General features: G+C 67.0%; 9 protein-coding genes. 3 read left to right on the top strand and 6 right to left on the bottom strand.

Going from position 1 to position 15,797, the window contains the following annotated elements:
- Positions 1-33: 33 nt before the first annotated feature.
- The 6 genes from AC5P7X_RS01580 to AC5P7X_RS01555 form a co-directional block, all read right to left on the bottom strand.
- Positions 34-3,060, bottom strand: coding sequence for an autotransporter family protein (locus AC5P7X_RS01580; protein WP_329843301.1), 3,027 nt, complete (start codon positions 3,058-3,060; stop codon positions 34-36).
- 298 nt (positions 3,061-3,358) lie between these two features.
- Positions 3,359-4,426, bottom strand: coding sequence for an acyltransferase family protein (locus tag AC5P7X_RS01575; RefSeq protein WP_053498204.1), 1,068 nt, complete (start codon positions 4,424-4,426; stop codon positions 3,359-3,361).
- Complete coding sequence (gene nagA / locus AC5P7X_RS01570) at positions 4,426-5,574, bottom strand: N-acetylglucosamine-6-phosphate deacetylase (RefSeq protein ID WP_329843300.1); 1,149 nt, start codon at positions 5,572-5,574, stop codon at positions 4,426-4,428. Before nagA ends, AC5P7X_RS01575 begins: the two co-directional genes overlap by 1 nt.
- Positions 5,574-6,602, bottom strand: coding sequence for an SIS domain-containing protein (locus AC5P7X_RS01565; RefSeq protein ID WP_053498208.1), 1,029 nt, complete (start codon positions 6,600-6,602; stop codon positions 5,574-5,576). Before AC5P7X_RS01565 ends, nagA begins: the two co-directional genes overlap by 1 nt.
- Before the next feature lie 7 nt (positions 6,603-6,609).
- Entirely contained in the window at positions 6,610-7,677 is a 1,068-nt protein-coding gene (locus AC5P7X_RS01560) for a LacI family DNA-binding transcriptional regulator (protein WP_005411045.1), read from the bottom strand.
- A gap of 39 nt (positions 7,678-7,716) precedes the next feature.
- Positions 7,717-9,009, bottom strand: a complete 1,293-nt coding sequence (locus tag AC5P7X_RS01555) for a sugar MFS transporter (protein WP_005419333.1) — start codon at positions 9,007-9,009, stop codon at positions 7,717-7,719.
- A gap of 375 nt (positions 9,010-9,384) precedes the next feature.
- Between AC5P7X_RS01555 and AC5P7X_RS01550 the strand changes: the two genes are divergently transcribed.
- From AC5P7X_RS01550 to AC5P7X_RS01540, 3 genes are all read left to right on the top strand, one after another.
- Positions 9,385-10,401, top strand: a complete 1,017-nt coding sequence (locus AC5P7X_RS01550; protein WP_005419334.1) for a glucokinase family protein — start codon at positions 9,385-9,387, stop codon at positions 10,399-10,401.
- Positions 10,402-10,544: 143 nt separating this feature from the next.
- Positions 10,545-13,208, top strand: coding sequence for a TonB-dependent receptor (locus AC5P7X_RS01545; protein WP_053498210.1), 2,664 nt, complete (start codon positions 10,545-10,547; stop codon positions 13,206-13,208).
- Positions 13,209-13,319: 111 nt separating this feature from the next.
- A complete protein-coding gene (locus tag AC5P7X_RS01540; protein ID WP_329843297.1) occupies positions 13,320-15,674 on the top strand; it encodes a beta-N-acetylhexosaminidase in 2,355 nt (784 codons plus the stop codon).
- The last annotated feature ends 123 nt before the right edge of the window (positions 15,675-15,797 follow it).

The following is a 15,797-nucleotide window of genomic DNA, read 5'->3' as shown; positions in this document are numbered from 1 at the left end:
CACCAGGGCGGGCCATGACATCCACACCGCGCGCTACCAGTCCGCACGCAAGCCGATGTTGCCTTCGATGATGCGGCGCTTCTCGTTGCGGTCGCCACCCAGCTCGCGCGTATAGTCGGCCACGGCGTACGCACTGATGGTGCGGTTGAAGCGCCCGACCACACCCACGCCGGCTTCCAATGCACGCGAGCGATGCGAATTGATGATCACGTCGTCGTCGAAGCGGATGCGATCCTCGCCGGAACGGCCGTGCAAGTAGTTGAGCTTGAAGTACGGCTGCCAGCCGTTGTCGGCCAGCTGGTAATCACCGGCCAGGCGCAGGCCGATGCGGCCGGTCCAGGCGTTGTCGTTGTCGAAGCGCACGCTCGACACTTCATCGCGGCGGTCGTCCAGCGAGGTGCGCTGCCAGATCACCTGCAGCTGCGGTTCCAGCCACCATGCGGACTGACCGAAGTGCAGCAGCGGCTTGCCAGCCTCCACCGACACACTGGTGCCGTCGCCGCTCAGGCCGAAGCCGAGCCCGCGCGAGGAACGTACGCGGCCGTCGTAGCGGCTCTGCATCGCCACGGCGTCGATATAGGCACCGCTGCTGTCGGTGAACGTCCAGTACAGGCCCGCGTGCTTGTCGTCCAAACGGTTCTGGCCTACCTGCACGTTTTCCCAGCCCAGTGCCAGGCCGGTGGTCCTGCCCTGCGCGCGGGTGCGGCCGACGAACACGCCGATCTGGTTGCGATGGCTATCAGACGCCGCAGCCCACACGTCGAGGCCGGCCTGCAGGCCCATCACGTCGCCATCGAAGCCGGGCTGCGCATCGCCCTTCCAGTGGATCTCGCTGCTCTGCCCCACCAGGCGGCCCCAGGCGGTGCGGAATGCGCCCTGGTTGTACAGCAGGCGCTGTTCGCCCTGCCGCTCGTGGAAGGTACCGAGGCTGGCCAGCGAGGTCTCGCGCAGCAGCGGCGGCACCACCGCGTAGGCGGCGGTCTCCACGCGGTACAGCGGTACCACCGCACCTTCGGCCGGGCGTGCACCCGGCGTCGGCGGCGCACCGGTTCCGGGCAGCGCACCGCCAGCCACCGGCACGTCCGGCACCGCCGGATCGCTGGGCGGTGCCACCGGCGCCGGTTCCGGCGGCGGCGGCGGTGGTGCGGTCTCGCCTGCGGTCAGGTCCGGATCGATGGCGCCTTCGGGCGGCGGTGGCGGCGCCGGGGCAATGGGGGGCGGGGGTGCCACCGGCGGCGTCAGCGGCGGTGGGGTGGCGCTGCCACCACCGTTGGGTGCCGGCGTCGGGCCGGTCACCAGCGTCGAACGCAGGTACCAGTTCTCGCTCGTGCCGGCACTGACACCGCCCTTGAACAGGAAGTACTCGTAGGCGCCGGCCGCGACCGGTGCAAACAGCGAGAACGCGCCCGACGCGGTGCGGCCACCATTCAATGCCTGCACCACCAGGATGCCGTCGGCCAGCGTGGCCGCGCCGCTGCCGCCGGCATTGAGTACGCCGATGCCGGTGGTCCCGGTGGCGGTACCGCCATCGATCACCACGCGATCGCTGGGGGAGTTGTCCGCGCCCAGCACGGTACGCAGGTACAGGCCCCCGCCGTCACCACGGTAGTTGCCACGCACGGTGAACACGTCGCCCGCGCCGGTACCGGTCAGGTCGATACGCCCGGCATTGACCATCTCCACCAGTGCAGCGCTGTTGAACGGGCGGATGGCATGTCCCCCACTGCCTGCGTACACGGTACTGGTGTCATCCACCGTCAGCGTGCCGGTGCCGGTAACGCTGTCGCCCAGCACCAGATCGCCATCGAAGCTCAGCTCGGTGCTGTTGGCCAGGCTGATCGTCTCCCAGTTCTGGTAACGGCCCACGCCTGCGGTCTTGACGTTGCTCAGGTTGAGCTGGTCGATGCCACTGCCACCGTCGAACAGCGGCACCGCACCCAGGTTGCCCTGGTTGAGGTTGCTGAGGTTGGCCACGTCGTTGTCTGGGCCCATGTCGATCGCACCGTAGACAATGCCACCGCCGCTCCAGTTGAAGGTGTCATCGCCGGTACTGAGCAGTACCTGCCCGCGCACGGTACCGTCGGTGATGGTCACGCTGTCGTTGCCGCCGCTGACGCTGATGTTGCCGCCGATGTAGGCGGTGCCCGAGATGATGATGGTGTCGGTGTCGAAGCCAGTCACCACGTTGCCGTCCACGGTGCCGCCGGACTGGTCCCACAGGTTCTTGTCCAGCTTCATGTTGACGCGGCCGATGCGGCCTGCGGTCATCCAGGCCTGGTCGCCATCTTCGAACGCACCGACGATGCGGCCACCGCTCATGCGGAAGGTATCGATGTTGTCGCCCTGCTGCAGCGCGCCGATCGTGCCGCCACTCATGACGAAATCATCGCGGCCACTGCCCTGCGCCACCACGCCGGTGACGGTGCCACCGGTGACGGTCATCTGGTCATCGCCACTGCTCTGGTCAACGCTGTCGATCGTACCGTTGCCCAGCACCAGCACATCGTTGCCATCCCCTTGCAGGACACCGCCGGTGATGCTGCCGGCCTGCATCTCGAGGCGATCATTGCCGGCATCGAACTGCACGCCGGTGCGCCCGCTGATCGTTCCGCTGTTGACCAGCACGCTGTCGCCGGCGCCAACGAACTGCAGCGCGATGTTGTTGCCGGTGCTGATGCTGCCCGAACTCTCGACACGGCTGCCGCCACCGAGCTGGACCGCCACACCCCCCACCGAACTGATCGTGCCGAGGTTGGACAGCAGGTGCCCGCCGGCCCCGACCAGCGAAATCGCACTGCCACCACCGCTCTGTTGCAGTTGTGCCGTGCTGGCGACATTGACGGTGATACCGGCCGCGCCATTGGCGGTGATGGGAACAGTCTGCGGGTTCGGCGCATTGGCATCGCAGGTGACCGTCTGGCCGGCGACGGGGGCGGCGCTGTTACAGCCGGCCCAGGCGACGCTGGCACTCAGCAGCATGACGGACGGGACAGCCAGGGCCTGCATCACGGAAACGGTGAGGCGGCGCGGACGGAAAGCGCACGGGACGGCACGGGACATACAGCACTCCTGGACAGGGGATCAGGAACTGCGGATATGCGGTACTGCGCAGGCAGTCTGCCGTGTGGTGAACGGTTTCGATAGGTGAAATTGCGTGCGGGAAATCACACTTCGGATGTGAAATCGCCGGGCCCTCACGCCAATATGATGTGGCTGAAATCGTTCATTTTTCCTGCATCCAGAATCACGCGCAAAGCATCCACGCATGGCGTGGATCTACTGATCCTGCATCGCCAATCGATTCACTCGTGGCACCTGGTAGATCCACGCCATGCGTGGATGGCGTTGGCGGATGGGGTCAGATCTTCAGGTAGATCTTCCGCCGGTCCAGCCACCATGCCACGCCCCACCACAGTGCGACGAACGCCAGCGCCTGCAGCATCGATGCCAGCTCGAGCGCCTGCGGCATCGCGGCGGCCAGCTGCTGCCAGATCCAGCCCCAGGCGCCGGTCGCCATCAGCACCACCGACATCACCGATGCCCCCAGGTACGCAGTGATCGCGTTGACCCCGAAGCGCCGGCCCAGCGCCGGCCATCCCTTCAGGTCTATCAGCACGTGGCCCAGCCACAGCGCCAGCGCGGCCAGGCCACCGGTCCACAGCACGTAACTGGGCGTCCACAGCTGCTTGTTCAACGGCAGCACCCCGGCCAGCAACAGGCCCAGCACGGCGGTCGCCACGCCCAGCCCGGCCAGTGCCGTCGAACGCCCGCTGCGCAGCAGGCCACCGGCCAACAGACCGAGCACGGTACTGCCCAGTGCACCCAGCGTGCTCAGCAATCCTTCCGGGTCATGGCCGAGGCGGGTATCGGCATGCCATTGATAGATCCACGGTGCGAACAGCGTGGTGTCCAGGCGGCTGGCCGGGTTGGTCCACGGCGCCAGGTCACCGACGCCCAGCAGCAGCACCGTGTATCCCACCAGCAGTCCAACAAGCATGCCGGCCTGCATGCGCGGCCGTGCATACACCGCCAGCACACCCACCAGCGCCGCGCACACGGCGATCCGTTGCAGCACCCCCCAGATGCGGAAGTGGTGTGTATCCAGCGCCCACCAGATCAGCAGATGCAGCAGCGCACCGGCCACCAGGATGCGCAGCGCGCGCTCCAGCACACCGCGCGCCAGTGCAGGACGCGCAGCGGCATCCAGCGCGCGCGGTGCCACGCTGAAGGCCATCGACACGCCCACCAGGAACAGGAAGAACGGGAACACCAGATCGGTGGGCGTGCAGCCATGCCATTCCGAATGGCGCAGCGGCGCGAACACTGCACTCCAGTCGCCTGGATTGTTGACCAGCAGCATCGCCGCCACGGTGATGCCGCGCAGGGCATCGATCGAGCCCAGACGGCGTGGCGGCGTACTGTTCATCAGGCGGCCTCGTACTGTCCGGCAATCCAGGTGCCACGTACCTGCAGGGCGTCATCCAGCAGCACCAGGTCGGCCTGGTAGCCCTCGGCGATGTGGCCCAGGCGGTCGTCGACATTGAGGAACTGCGCCGGGTAGGTCGAAGCCATGCGCGCGGCTTCGGCCAGCGGCTGGCCGAGCAGCTGCACGGTGTTGCGCACCGCCGTGGCCATGTCCAGCGCCGAGCCCGCCAGCGAACCGGCGGCATTGCGCACCACGCCGTCGATGGCGGTGATGGTTTCGCCGTACAGCACGTAGCTGGGATCGTCGGCACCGACCGGCGGCATCGCATCGGTCACCAGCAGCAGGCGACCGCGCGGCTTGGCCGCCAGCGCCACGCGCAGGCTGGCCGGATGCACATGCACGCCATCGACGATGATGCCGATCCAGCTGTCGCGGTCTTCCAGCGCAGCGCCCACCGCGCCAGGCTCGCGCCCCTGCAGCGGCGACATCGCGTTGTACAGGTGGGTGAAACCACGCACGCCGGCATCCAGGCCGGCGCGGATCTCTTCGTACGTGCCTGCGGTGTGGCCGGCGGCCACGATCACGCCACGTTCGACCAGCGCGCGGATGGTCTCCAGCGGCACGCGCTCCGGCGCCAGCGTCAGCAGGGTCACGCCGTTGTCCAGCGACGCGGCCAGCGCGATCTCTTCTTCGTCCGGTACGCGGAACTTGCTGGCATCGTGCGTGCCCTTGCGCGCCGGCGCGATGTAGGGCCCTTCCAGATGGATGCCGATCACGCCCGGCACGCCCTGCGCGATCGCTTCGCGCGTCGCACCGATGGCTTCGCGCATCACCGCCACGTCATCGCTGATCAGCGTGGGCAGCATCGCGGTGGTACCGAAGCGGCGGTGAGCCTGCGCGATGGTACGCAGCGAGGCAACATCGGGCGTATTGTTGAACAGCGCGCCGCCACCGCCATTGACCTGCACGTCGATGAAGCCGGGCAGCAGCCAGCCGCCGCCCAGGTCCACCTGCTCGGCAGCGTGGCCCAGCTGCGGTGCGGCGTCGGGCAACAGCGCGCCGATGCGACCCTCTTCGATCACCACAGCCAGATCGTCGCGGAACTCATCGCCTGCCAGGATGCGGGCATTGCGCAGCACGGTTGCCATCACACCGTCTCCGTGACCTTGTTCAGGTGCGGCGGCAGGTCCGGGTTGAAGCCACGGCGAAGCGCCAGCGCGTTGATCGCGCGGTAGAAGCTCTGCACGGTCAGCAGCGGTGCGCACAGCGGGTGCGGCGCGGGCGCCACCGGCAGGTTGCCGCCGGCACCGGCCAGCCACACCTGCGCGCCTCGCGAAGTGAACTCCTCGACCACCGCTCGGGTGCCGGCGCCGGTTTCATCGGGCTGCGCGAAGGCCAGCACCGGGAAACCGCGATCGACCAGCGCCATGGGGCCGTGCTTGACCTCGGCCGAGCTGTAGGCTTCGGCGTGCAGGCTGCAGGTTTCCTTGAACTTCAGCGCCGCTTCCTGCGCCGCGCCCAAGCCCAGGCCACGGCCGAGCACGAACAGGTTGGTGGCCTCGACCAGGCCTTCGGTCACCGCGCTCCAGTCGCACTGCCAGGCTTCACGCATCGCGTCCGGCAGCAGGTCCAGCGCGTTGCGCAGGCTGCTGTCCTGCTTCCAGTAGGCGGCCAGCTGCAGCAGTGCAGCCAGCGAGGCCAGGTAGCTCTTGGTCGCCGCCACGCTCTTTTCGGCACCGGCATGCAGCGGAATGACCGTGTCGGCCAGCTGCGCCAGCGGCGAATCCTCGACGTTGACCAGCGCGATCACGCGTGCGCCAGCGGCCTTGGCCGCCTCGGCGTTGCGCAGCAGGTCCGGGCTCTTGCCCGACTGCGAAATGACGATGAACAGCGCACCGCGCAGCTGCAGCGGTGCGGCATAGACCGACCCCACCGACGGCGAGGCCGACGCAACCACCAGGCCCAGCTGGGTTTCCAGCAGGTACTTGCCGTAGGTGGCGGCATGGTCGGAGCTGCCGCGTGCACAGGTGACCACGAACGGCGGCGGCGCCGCGCGCAGGCTGGCGGCCAGGGTTTCCAGGGTGGCGTGGTTGCGCGAGAACTGGCGGGCAACCACGTCGGCCGCTTCGGCGGCCTCGGCGAACATCAGGGTGGACGTGGGGTCTGACAGCGACATGGCGGGCTCAGGCAGGATCGGAAGGAAGGGGGCGTGCGCCGGCCGGGCGCATCGGCGCGGTCGAGCCGCGCACCACCAGCTGCGGCACGAAGCCCTGGTTGTGCAGCGGTGCCGGCGCATCGTCGTAGGCGTCGCTGCGCAGTTGTGCGATCAGCAGGCGCGCGGCGTGGCGGGCGATGTCTTCGGTGGCCTGCTTGGCGGTGGTCAGCGGCGGCCACGACTGGCGCGAGAACGGGCTGTCCTCAAAGCCGGCGATGGACAGGTCGTAGGGCACGTTCATGCCGGCCGACTTGGCAGCGGCCAGCACGCCGGCAGCGATTTCATCGTTGGAACCGAAGATGGCGGTAGGTGGCTCGCGCAGCGCCAGCAGGCGGCGCGCACCACGGAAACCATCGTCGAAGGTGTAATCGCCCTGCACCACCAGGTGCTTGTCCACGGTCATGCCGTAGTCCTTCAGCGCCGCTTCGTAGCCGGCATAGCGTTCGCCCGAGGAGCGGTGCGAGCTGCCGCCCCAGAGGAAACCGATGCGCTGGTGACCGAGCTGGATCAGGTGCTCGGTGATCTCGTAGGCGGCCTCGCGGTCGTCGACGAACACGCAGGCGCCGTCGGCCGGGTCTTCAGTGGCGGCGATGATGCGCACCAGCTTGATGCCACGCGCGGTCAGCGCCTGGATCAGGTCTCGGCGCTCGGACATCGGTGCGGTCAGCACCAGCCCGGCCAGCCGCGAGCGCTGCACCCAGTCGGCCAGTTCATCGGCCAGCAACGGCGAGCTCGAATCACAGGGATGGATCTGCAGGCCGAAACCGGTCTCGCGGCACGCGGCCAGCACGCCGTTCTGCACGCCGATGATGTGGTACGGGTTCGGGTTGTCGTAGACCAGCCCGATCACGAAGGTAGTGCCGCTGCGCAGGTTGCGCGCGGACGGATCGGGCTCGTAGTCGAGCTCGGCGATGGCACGCAGCACCCGCGCACGGGTGGCCTGCATCACCGAGGGCTCATTGTTGATCACCCGCGAGACCGTCTTCAGCGAGACCTTGGCCTTCTCCGCAACGTCCTTGATGGTCGCTCTGCGCATGGGTTTTCCCTGGGGTTGGCTGCCGTCCATCATCGCCGATCAGGCCTTGTCCTGCGGCAGGCCGGCACGATGGCCGATCACCGAGTAGAACAGGATGTACAGGTAGCACGGCACCATCAGCAGCACGAACACCAACTGGAAGTCGATGTGCTGCTTGAGCACGGCGAACAGCTGCGGAATGATCGCGCCGCCGGCGATGCCCATCACCAGCAGGGCCGAGCCGGTCTCGGTGAAGCGGCCCAGGCCGCGGATCGCCAACGGGAAGATGGCCGGCCACATCATGGCGTTGGCAAAGCCCAGCAGCGCCACGAAGGCCACCGAGACGTAGCCGTGCGTAGCCCAGGCGCCCAGGCAGAACACCACGCCCATCACTGCCGAAATGGTCAGGTAGCGCGACTGCGAGACCAGGCCGGGGATCGCCAGCAGGCCGACCACGTAGCCGGCCAACATCGCACCCAGCGTCAGCGAGGTGAACATCTTGGTCTGGTCCAGCGGCAAGCCGAAACCGTGACCGTAGGTTCCGATCGCATCACCGGCCATGACTTCCACGCCTACGTACACGAACAGGCACAGCACGCCCAGCCACAGATGCGGGAACTGGAAGATGCTGCGGCGCTCGGCCGTTCCCGGTGCACCTGACGGCGTTGCATTGGCTTCGGAGGACTTGATCTCCGGCAGAGGCGAGAACAGCACGGCCACCGCCAGCACCACCAGCAGCGCGGCCATCGCCAGGTACGGCGCATGGATCTTGGCGGCGAATTCGTTGAGCAGCGCGACCTTGGTGACCGCGTCGGCGGCCTGCACCTGCTTGTCCAGATCGCCGATGCCGTGCAGCACCAGGGTGCCGATCAGCACCGGCGCCAGCATGCCGGCGATCTTGTTGCAGATACCCATCAGCGCGATGCGGCGTGCCGCCGTTTCAATCGGGCCGAGGATCGAGATGTAGGGGTTGATCGCGGTCTGCAGCAGGGCGAGGCCGCTGCCGATCACGAACAGACCGCCGAGCGCGCCCGGGTACCAGCGCTGGGTCGCGAACTCACCGAACAGCGCGGCCCCCCCGGCCATCACCAGCAGGCTCAGGCTCAGGCCCTTCTTCATGCCGGTGCGGCGCAGGATCCAGGACGCCGGCAGGGCCAGGAAGAAATAGGACAGGTAGAACACCATCAGCACCAGGAAGGCACCGACCTCGCTGAGTTCGAAGGCCAACTTGACGAAGGTGATCAGCGGGCCGTTGAGCCAGGTGAAGAAGCCGATCAGGAAGAACAACACGCCAACGATGGCGATGGAGGTGGCCACGTTCGGGCGCGCGCTTGCAGCGGGGACGGCGGACATCAGGAGGGCTCCTGCGGCGACGGCCGCAGAACGCGGCGTCGGAGAGTGGCTGGGAACAACGTTGTCACATTCTTTCGATGGACAACGGCGGTTTGTCAACTTCCATGCACGCCTGCCTGAACCTCGTGCTGCACTGCGCAAGTCCGCCGCGGTACGCCCCGCTGAATGCGCGGCAGGCCTAGAGCCCCGTGCACCAATGGCTCCCACGTGAAATCCGCACTCACACCGTGTAAACGTTTACTGCGCGCCGCATTCGTTGCGACGCAGCAACGAAAGTGTCACGAACTCGTTGACATCGTTGTCAACACGGTTACAGACTCCGCCCCAATCGCCGCCCCCGATCCCCGGGCCGGCCCACCTGCAGCAGGAGCCCGCGTGACCGCCAGCCACCCCGCCCCGTCGCATGTCCTGTCCCGCGTCGCGCCCTCGTTCCTGGCCGCCGACGTCGGTGGCACCCATGTGCGCGTGGCCCGGGTCCAGGCCAGCGGTGACGCCGCTCATCCGGTGCAGGTGCTGGAGTACCGCAAGTACCGCAATGCCGACCATGCCGGCCTCAGCGCGATCCTGTCCGACTTCCTGGGCGAAGGCCCGCGGCCCACGCATTGCGTGGTCGCCAGCGCCGGCTATGCCCGCGAAGACGGCACGGTGATCACCGCCAACCTGCCGTGGCCGCTGTCGGCGCGCCAGGTGGAAGCCGAGGTCGGCCTGCAGCGGGTCTACATCGTCAACGATTTCGAAGCGGTGGCCTACGCCGCCGCGCAGGTGGACGCCAGTGGCGTGCTGCACCTGTGCGGGCCGGAGACCGCCGCGCGTGGCCCGACCCTGGTGGTCGGCCCCGGCACCGGCCTCGGTGCAGCGCTGTGGATCCCCACCGCGCACGGCCCGGTGGTCCTGCCCACCGAAGCCGGCCAGCCGACCCTGGCGGCCAGCACCGAACTGGAAATGGCCATCGTCCGCCACATGCAGCGCGACCGCGCGCACGTGTCGATCGAGCATGCGATCTCCGGCCCCGGCCTGATGAACCTGTACCGTGCGGTGTGTGCACTGCAGGGGCAGGCGCCGACCCTGGCAAGCCCCGACGCAGTCACCGCTGCGGCCATGGCCGATACCGATGCGCATGCGCGCCAGGCGCTGGATGTGTTCTGTGGCCTGCTCGGCAGCACCATCGGCGACATGGCGCTGTTCTACGGCGCCCACGGTGGCGTCTACCTGGCCGGCGGCATCCTGCCGCAGATCCGCGAATACCTGCACGCCAGCACCTTCGTCGAACGCTATCTGCAGAAGGGGCCGATGGGCGAAGCGCTGGCACGCATCCCGGTAAAGGTCGTCGAGCACGGCCAGCTGGGCGTGGTTGGCGCTGCCAGCTGGTACCTGCAGCAGTCGGCCGCCTGACACCGCAACAGGCTTCAACGCAATCGCAGCACGCAGTACGTGGCACGCCAACGCACGGGACTTCGCCGCCGCCCCGCGCATGTCATCGCAACCGTAACCGAACACCGCCGCCGGCACCCAATTGAGTGATGAGGAGAGACATCATGAACACCCGCAAGACCCTGCTTTCGGCCGCCATCGTCAGCTGCATCGCCTTCAGTGCGCACGCGCAGCAGGCGGCCCCGACCGCCACCGATCTGGACACCGTGACCGTTACCGGCATCCGTGGCTCGATGGAGAAGTCGCTGGACACCAAGCGCGAAGCCAATGCGCGCGTGGAAGTGGTCACCGCCGAAGACGTGGGCAAGCTGCCCGCGCACAACGTTGCCGATACCCTGCAGCGCCTGCCCGGCGTGAACATCAGCTCGTCCAGCGCCGACGAAGGTGGCTTCGATGAAGCCGACCGTGTCAGCCTGCGCGGCACCAGCCCGAGCCTGACCCAGACCCTGATCAACGGCCACACCGTCGGCTCGGCCGACTGGTTCGTGCTCAGCCAGGGCAACAACGTCGGCCGCAGCGTCAGCTACTCGCTGCTGCCGTCGGAACTGGTCAGCTCGGTGGAAGTGAACAAGTCCTCGCAGGCCAAGCTGCAGGACGGCGGTACCACCGGTACCGTCAACATCATCACCCGCAAGCCGCTGGAGTTCTCCAAGCCGTTCACCGCGGAAGGCTCGATCGGCATGGTGCGCTCGGACCAGGCCAAGTCGAACGACCCGCAGTACTCGGCACTGTTCAACTACAAGAACGAGGAAGGCACCTTCGGCGTGATGGTGCAGGGCTTCAGCCAGAAGCGCGAACTGCGCCGTGAAGCACAGGAAATCCCGGGCGGCTTCTTCAAGATCGGCGCCGGCGATCCGGTCGCCAAGACCAATCCGGACCTGATCGGCGTCAATGTGCCGGGCCTGCTGGGTTCGACCCTGTTTGAGCAGACCCGCGAGCGCAAGGGCGGCCTGGTCTCGTTGCAGTTCAAGCCGAGCGACAGCCTCACCCTGGGCCTGAATGGTTTCAGCTCCGAGCTGAAGGCCAACAACTACAACCGCAACTTCATGATGTTCGGCAACAGCTTCGCCAAGTCGCAGGCGCCGGATCCGGGCTATGTGGTCAAGGACGGCGTGCTGACCAACGCCAGCTACAGGGGCGTGCCGGGCACCGACTATGCGGTGTACGACATGATCTACCGCGAGTCGAAGGCCAAGTCGAGCTATGTCACCTTCGATGCCGACTGGCAGATCAGCGACAGCCTGACCGCCAAGTTCCAGGCCGGCAGCACCAAGGGCACCGGTGAGACGCCGCGCCAGTACATCGCCGAGGTCACCCTGGCCAACGGCGGCGGCGCCAGCTGGGCCACCCACGGCAATGGCTCGCCGATCGACTGGAACGTCGGCGGCGACCTCTCGCCCAACGGCGTGACCAGCTTCGGCACCTGGGGCAACCAGCAGGTCACCGCCGAAGACAAGGAGAAGTGGGCCACGCTCGACTTCAACCAGTACTTCAACGATGGCGGCGTACTGAGCTCGATCGACTTCGGCCTGCGTTTCGCCGACCACAAGCGCGAAGCGCTGTCGCCGGAAGGTGCAACCCCGGGTGACATCTGGAGCGCGCTGAAGAACGGTGCCACGGCCAACTATCCCAGCGGCTTTGCCGGCGACATCGGCGGCACCTTCCCGCGCAACCTCTGGTACTTCACCCCGGGCGCGCTGAAGGACGCGGTGACCAACAATTCCACCTGGCTGGCCGGCAATGATGGCCCGACCGGTCGCCACAACTATGGCGCCGAGTGGAAGGTGAAGGAAAAGAACTTCGCCGGCTACGTGCAGGCCAATTTCCGCGGCGACTGGTGGAGCGGCAACGTCGGCCTGCGCTACGTCAACATCAAGCAGGACATCGACACCTACAACGCCGTCAGCAAGGCCGCCGATGCCGATGTCAGCAGCCTGTTCGGCATGTGGGAGCGCCTGGCCTTCCAGAACAAGCGCAACCGCGTCCTGCCCAGCGCCAACATCAAGTTCGACCTGGACGACTCGCTGGTGCTGCGTGTCGCCGCCTCGCAGACCCAGACCCTGCCGGACTACTCGGCGCTGGGTGCCTCCTCGTACGGCTCGGACCTGAACCGCACCGGCGGTGGCGGCAATCCAAACCTCAAGCCGACCCTGTCGACCAACCTGGATGCCAACCTGGAGTGGTACTTCATGCCGCGTGGCCTGCTGTCGGTGGGCGCGTACCACATGAAGCTGAAGGACTACATCGCCTTCGACGTGGTCTCGCGCCAGCTGTACAGCGAACTGACCAACCAGCTTGAGACCTACCAGATCTCCACTCCGATCAATGCCGACGGCAAGGTCACCGGCGTGGAAGTGGCCTACGAGCAGCCGATCGGCGAGTACTTCGGCATCAATGCCAACTACACCTACGCCAACGGCACCACCTCGCACACCTGGTCGGATGGTTCGCACAACCTGCTGGGTACTTCGAAGAACACCTACAACGTGGGTGCCTACTTCGAGAACGAGCGCTTTGGCGCCCGGGTCAGCTACACCCGCCGTTCCTCGTTCCTGATCAGCCTGTCGGGCACCAACCCGTACTACCAGGATGACTTCGGCACGCTGTCGGCATCGCTGAGCTACAAGGCCACCGATTGGCTGAGCATCAGCCTGGATGGCCTGAACCTCAACAACCCGACCTACAAGTACTACCAGACCGCGGCCATCCCGACCTCGTTCTACAGCAACGGTCGCCAGTACTACCTCAACTTCCGCTTCAAGTACTGATCCAGCGGCGGCAACATCGCCGAGTCGTGCACGCACGCCGGGCCTGGGTCATTCCGGGCCCGGCGTTTTTCATGTATAGCGTTCATCGCACCGTTCCAAGGAGTCGTTCCGATGGTCAAGCCTTCCCGCGCCCGGATGCGCAGCGCAGTGCTGCTGGGCAGCCTGCTCGCCCTGTTGCCGGCACTGCCCGCACTCGCCGCTGATCCCACGCCGGCCGCTGAAGCACCGGGTCCGCAGCTGCGTGCCGGTAGCCTGATGCTGATTCCCGCCCCGGCCACGGTGCAGCCCGGCCAGGGTAGCGGCATCACCGTACGCGCCGATACCGCGCTGCAGGCCGAAGGCGAAGCCGCGCAACGGGTCGCCTCCCAGTTCGCCGACCTGCTGGCCCGCAGCGGCGGGCCGCGGCTTGCGCCGGCCATGGGCAAGGCGGCAGGCACGTCGGGCAGCATCCGCTTCCAGATCGTCCCGACCTTCCGCGACAGCGGTGAGAGCTACACGCTGGAAAGCACCGCGCAGGGCGTGCTGGTGCAGGCCGGCAACGAAGCCGGCCTGTTCTACGGCGCAACCACGCTTGCCCAGCTGGCCACGGGTGGCAGCAACGGCGTGCTGCCGGCGGTGCAGATCCAGGACGCGCCGCGCTTCAGCTGGCGCGGCTTCATGCTCGACTCGGCGCGGCACTTCCAGAGCCTGGATGAGATCAAGCGCGTGCTCGATGCGATGGCCGCGCACAAGCTCAATACCTTCCATTGGCACCTCACCGATGACCAAGGCTGGCGCATGGAGATCAAGCGCTACCCGAAGCTGACCGAGGTGGGCAGCTGCCGCCTGCCGGCCGGCGACGGCGGCATCGACCCGGCCAGTGGCCAGCAGCATCCGTACTGCGGCTTCTACACGCAGGAGCAGATCCGCGAAGTGATCGCCTATGCCGCCAAGCTGCATATCCAGGTGATTCCAGAAATCGATGTGCCCGGCCATGCCACCGCGGCGATCGCCGCGTACCCGGAACTGGGTTCGATCAACACCCCGCTGAAGCCAATCAGCGAATGGGGCGTGTTCCCGAACCTGTTCAACACCGAAGACAGCACCGTCACCTTCCTCGAGAACGTGCTGGAAGAAGTGATCGCGCTGTTCCCGGCGAAGTACGTGCACGTCGGTGGCGACGAGGCAGTGAAAGACCAGTGGAAAGCCTCCAAGCAGGTGCAGCAGCGCATGCGTGCGCTGGGCATCAAGGATGAGATGGCGATGCAGAGCCACATCATCAAGCGCCTGGAGACGTTCCTGGAGGAACACGACCGGCGCCTGATCGGCTGGGATGAAATCCTCGAAGGTGGGTTGCCGCCGCAGGCCACGGTGATGTCGTGGCAGGGCACCGAAGGCGGCCTGGCCGCCGCCAGTGCCGGCCATGACGTGGTCATGTCGCCGGTCGGCTACCTCTATCTGGACTACCTGCAGACGGCCTCGCCGAATGAACCGCCGGGCCGTCCGACCCAGGTCAACCTCGGCAAGTTGTACAACTTCGAGCCGGTGCCGGCCGAGCTGGCAGCTGATAAGCGTGGGCACATTCTCGGCCTGCAGGCCAATATGTTCACCGAGCACACGCGCACCTACGCGCGCCTGCAGCACAACCTGTTCCCGCGCCTGGCCGCCGTGGCCGAGACCGGCTGGAGTACGCCGGAACATCGCGACTTCCGCGATTTCCTCGCGCGCCTGCCCGCGCAGCTGCAGCGCTACCGTGCCTGGGGCCTGGCCTACGCGCAGACCCCGTTCGAAGTGGGCGTGGACTACACCGATGATCGCGCGAAAAACTCCGTGACCCTATCGCTGGCCAATCCGCTGGGTTATGAAGTGCGCTACAGCACCGATGGCCAGCCGGTGACCGCGCAGTCGCCGCTGTACCAGCAGCCGCTGACCGGGACGCTGCCGACCACCGTGCAGGCCGCCGCGTTCTACCAGGGCCAGATGCTGGCCGCGAAGCCGACCGTCGCCGCGTTCACCACGCAGTCGCTGCTCAGCCGTCGCAGCGATGCGCTGCTCAGCTGTGTGGGCAAGAAGGGGCTGGTGCTGCGCCTGGAAGACGATGGCCCGCGCGAGGGAGCGCGTGCGGTGTTCAACGTCGACATCTTCCAGCCGTGCTGGCGCTGGCCGCAGGCACAGCTGGACGGCATCGGCAGTGTGGAGGTCCGCGCGGGGCGTATTCCGTACTACTTCCAGCTGGCCCACGACGAGCCCAAGCGTCGCTTCGAAAAAGCCAGGCGCGCGCATGGCGAGATGCAGGTGCGGCGCGGCGATTGCAGCGGCAAGGTACTGGCAGAAGTACCGCTGCCGGCCTCACCCGATGCCGATGGCTTCGTGACGCTGCGTGCGGCGCTGCCGAGGGGTACGCAGGGCACCGGTGACCTGTGCATCAACTTCACCGGCGATACGCGCCCGGCGATGTGGGTGCTGGATGAGGTCACGCTCAGGTAGGTGCCAACCTTGGTCGGCGCTTTGCGGCCGGATCCACGCATGGCGTGGATCTACTGTAGAGCCGAGCCCATGCTCGGCTGCCTTTCGGTAGGCAGCCGAGCATGGGCTCGGCTCTACAGGAAA

The sequence above is a fragment of the Stenotrophomonas sp. YJH_SMC_53 genome, from assembly GCF_059369995.1.
Note: the sequence above shows the minus strand (reverse complement) of the source record. Positions and strands in the feature narration are given on the sequence as shown.

Bases quoted from the DNA above. Each gene is read 5' to 3' on its own strand.
- AC5P7X_RS01580 (WP_329843301.1), bottom strand. From the start codon at position 3,060: ATGTCCCGTGCCGTCCCGTGCGCTTTCCGTCCGCGCCGCCTCACCGTT.
- AC5P7X_RS01575 (WP_053498204.1), bottom strand. From the start codon at position 4,426: ATGAACAGTACGCCGCCACGCCGTCTGGGCTCGATCGATGCCCTGCGC.
- nagA (WP_329843300.1), bottom strand. From the start codon at position 5,574: ATGGCAACCGTGCTGCGCAATGCCCGCATCCTGGCAGGCGATGAGTTC.
- AC5P7X_RS01565 (WP_053498208.1), bottom strand. From the start codon at position 6,602: ATGTCGCTGTCAGACCCCACGTCCACCCTGATGTTCGCCGAGGCCGCC.
- AC5P7X_RS01560 (WP_005411045.1), bottom strand. From the start codon at position 7,677: ATGCGCAGAGCGACCATCAAGGACGTTGCGGAGAAGGCCAAGGTCTCG.
- AC5P7X_RS01555 (WP_005419333.1), bottom strand. From the start codon at position 9,009: ATGTCCGCCGTCCCCGCTGCAAGCGCGCGCCCGAACGTGGCCACCTCC.
- AC5P7X_RS01545 (WP_053498210.1), top strand. From the start codon at position 10,545: ATGAACACCCGCAAGACCCTGCTTTCGGCCGCCATCGTCAGCTGCATC.
- AC5P7X_RS01540 (WP_329843297.1), top strand. From the start codon at position 13,320: ATGGTCAAGCCTTCCCGCGCCCGGATGCGCAGCGCAGTGCTGCTGGGC.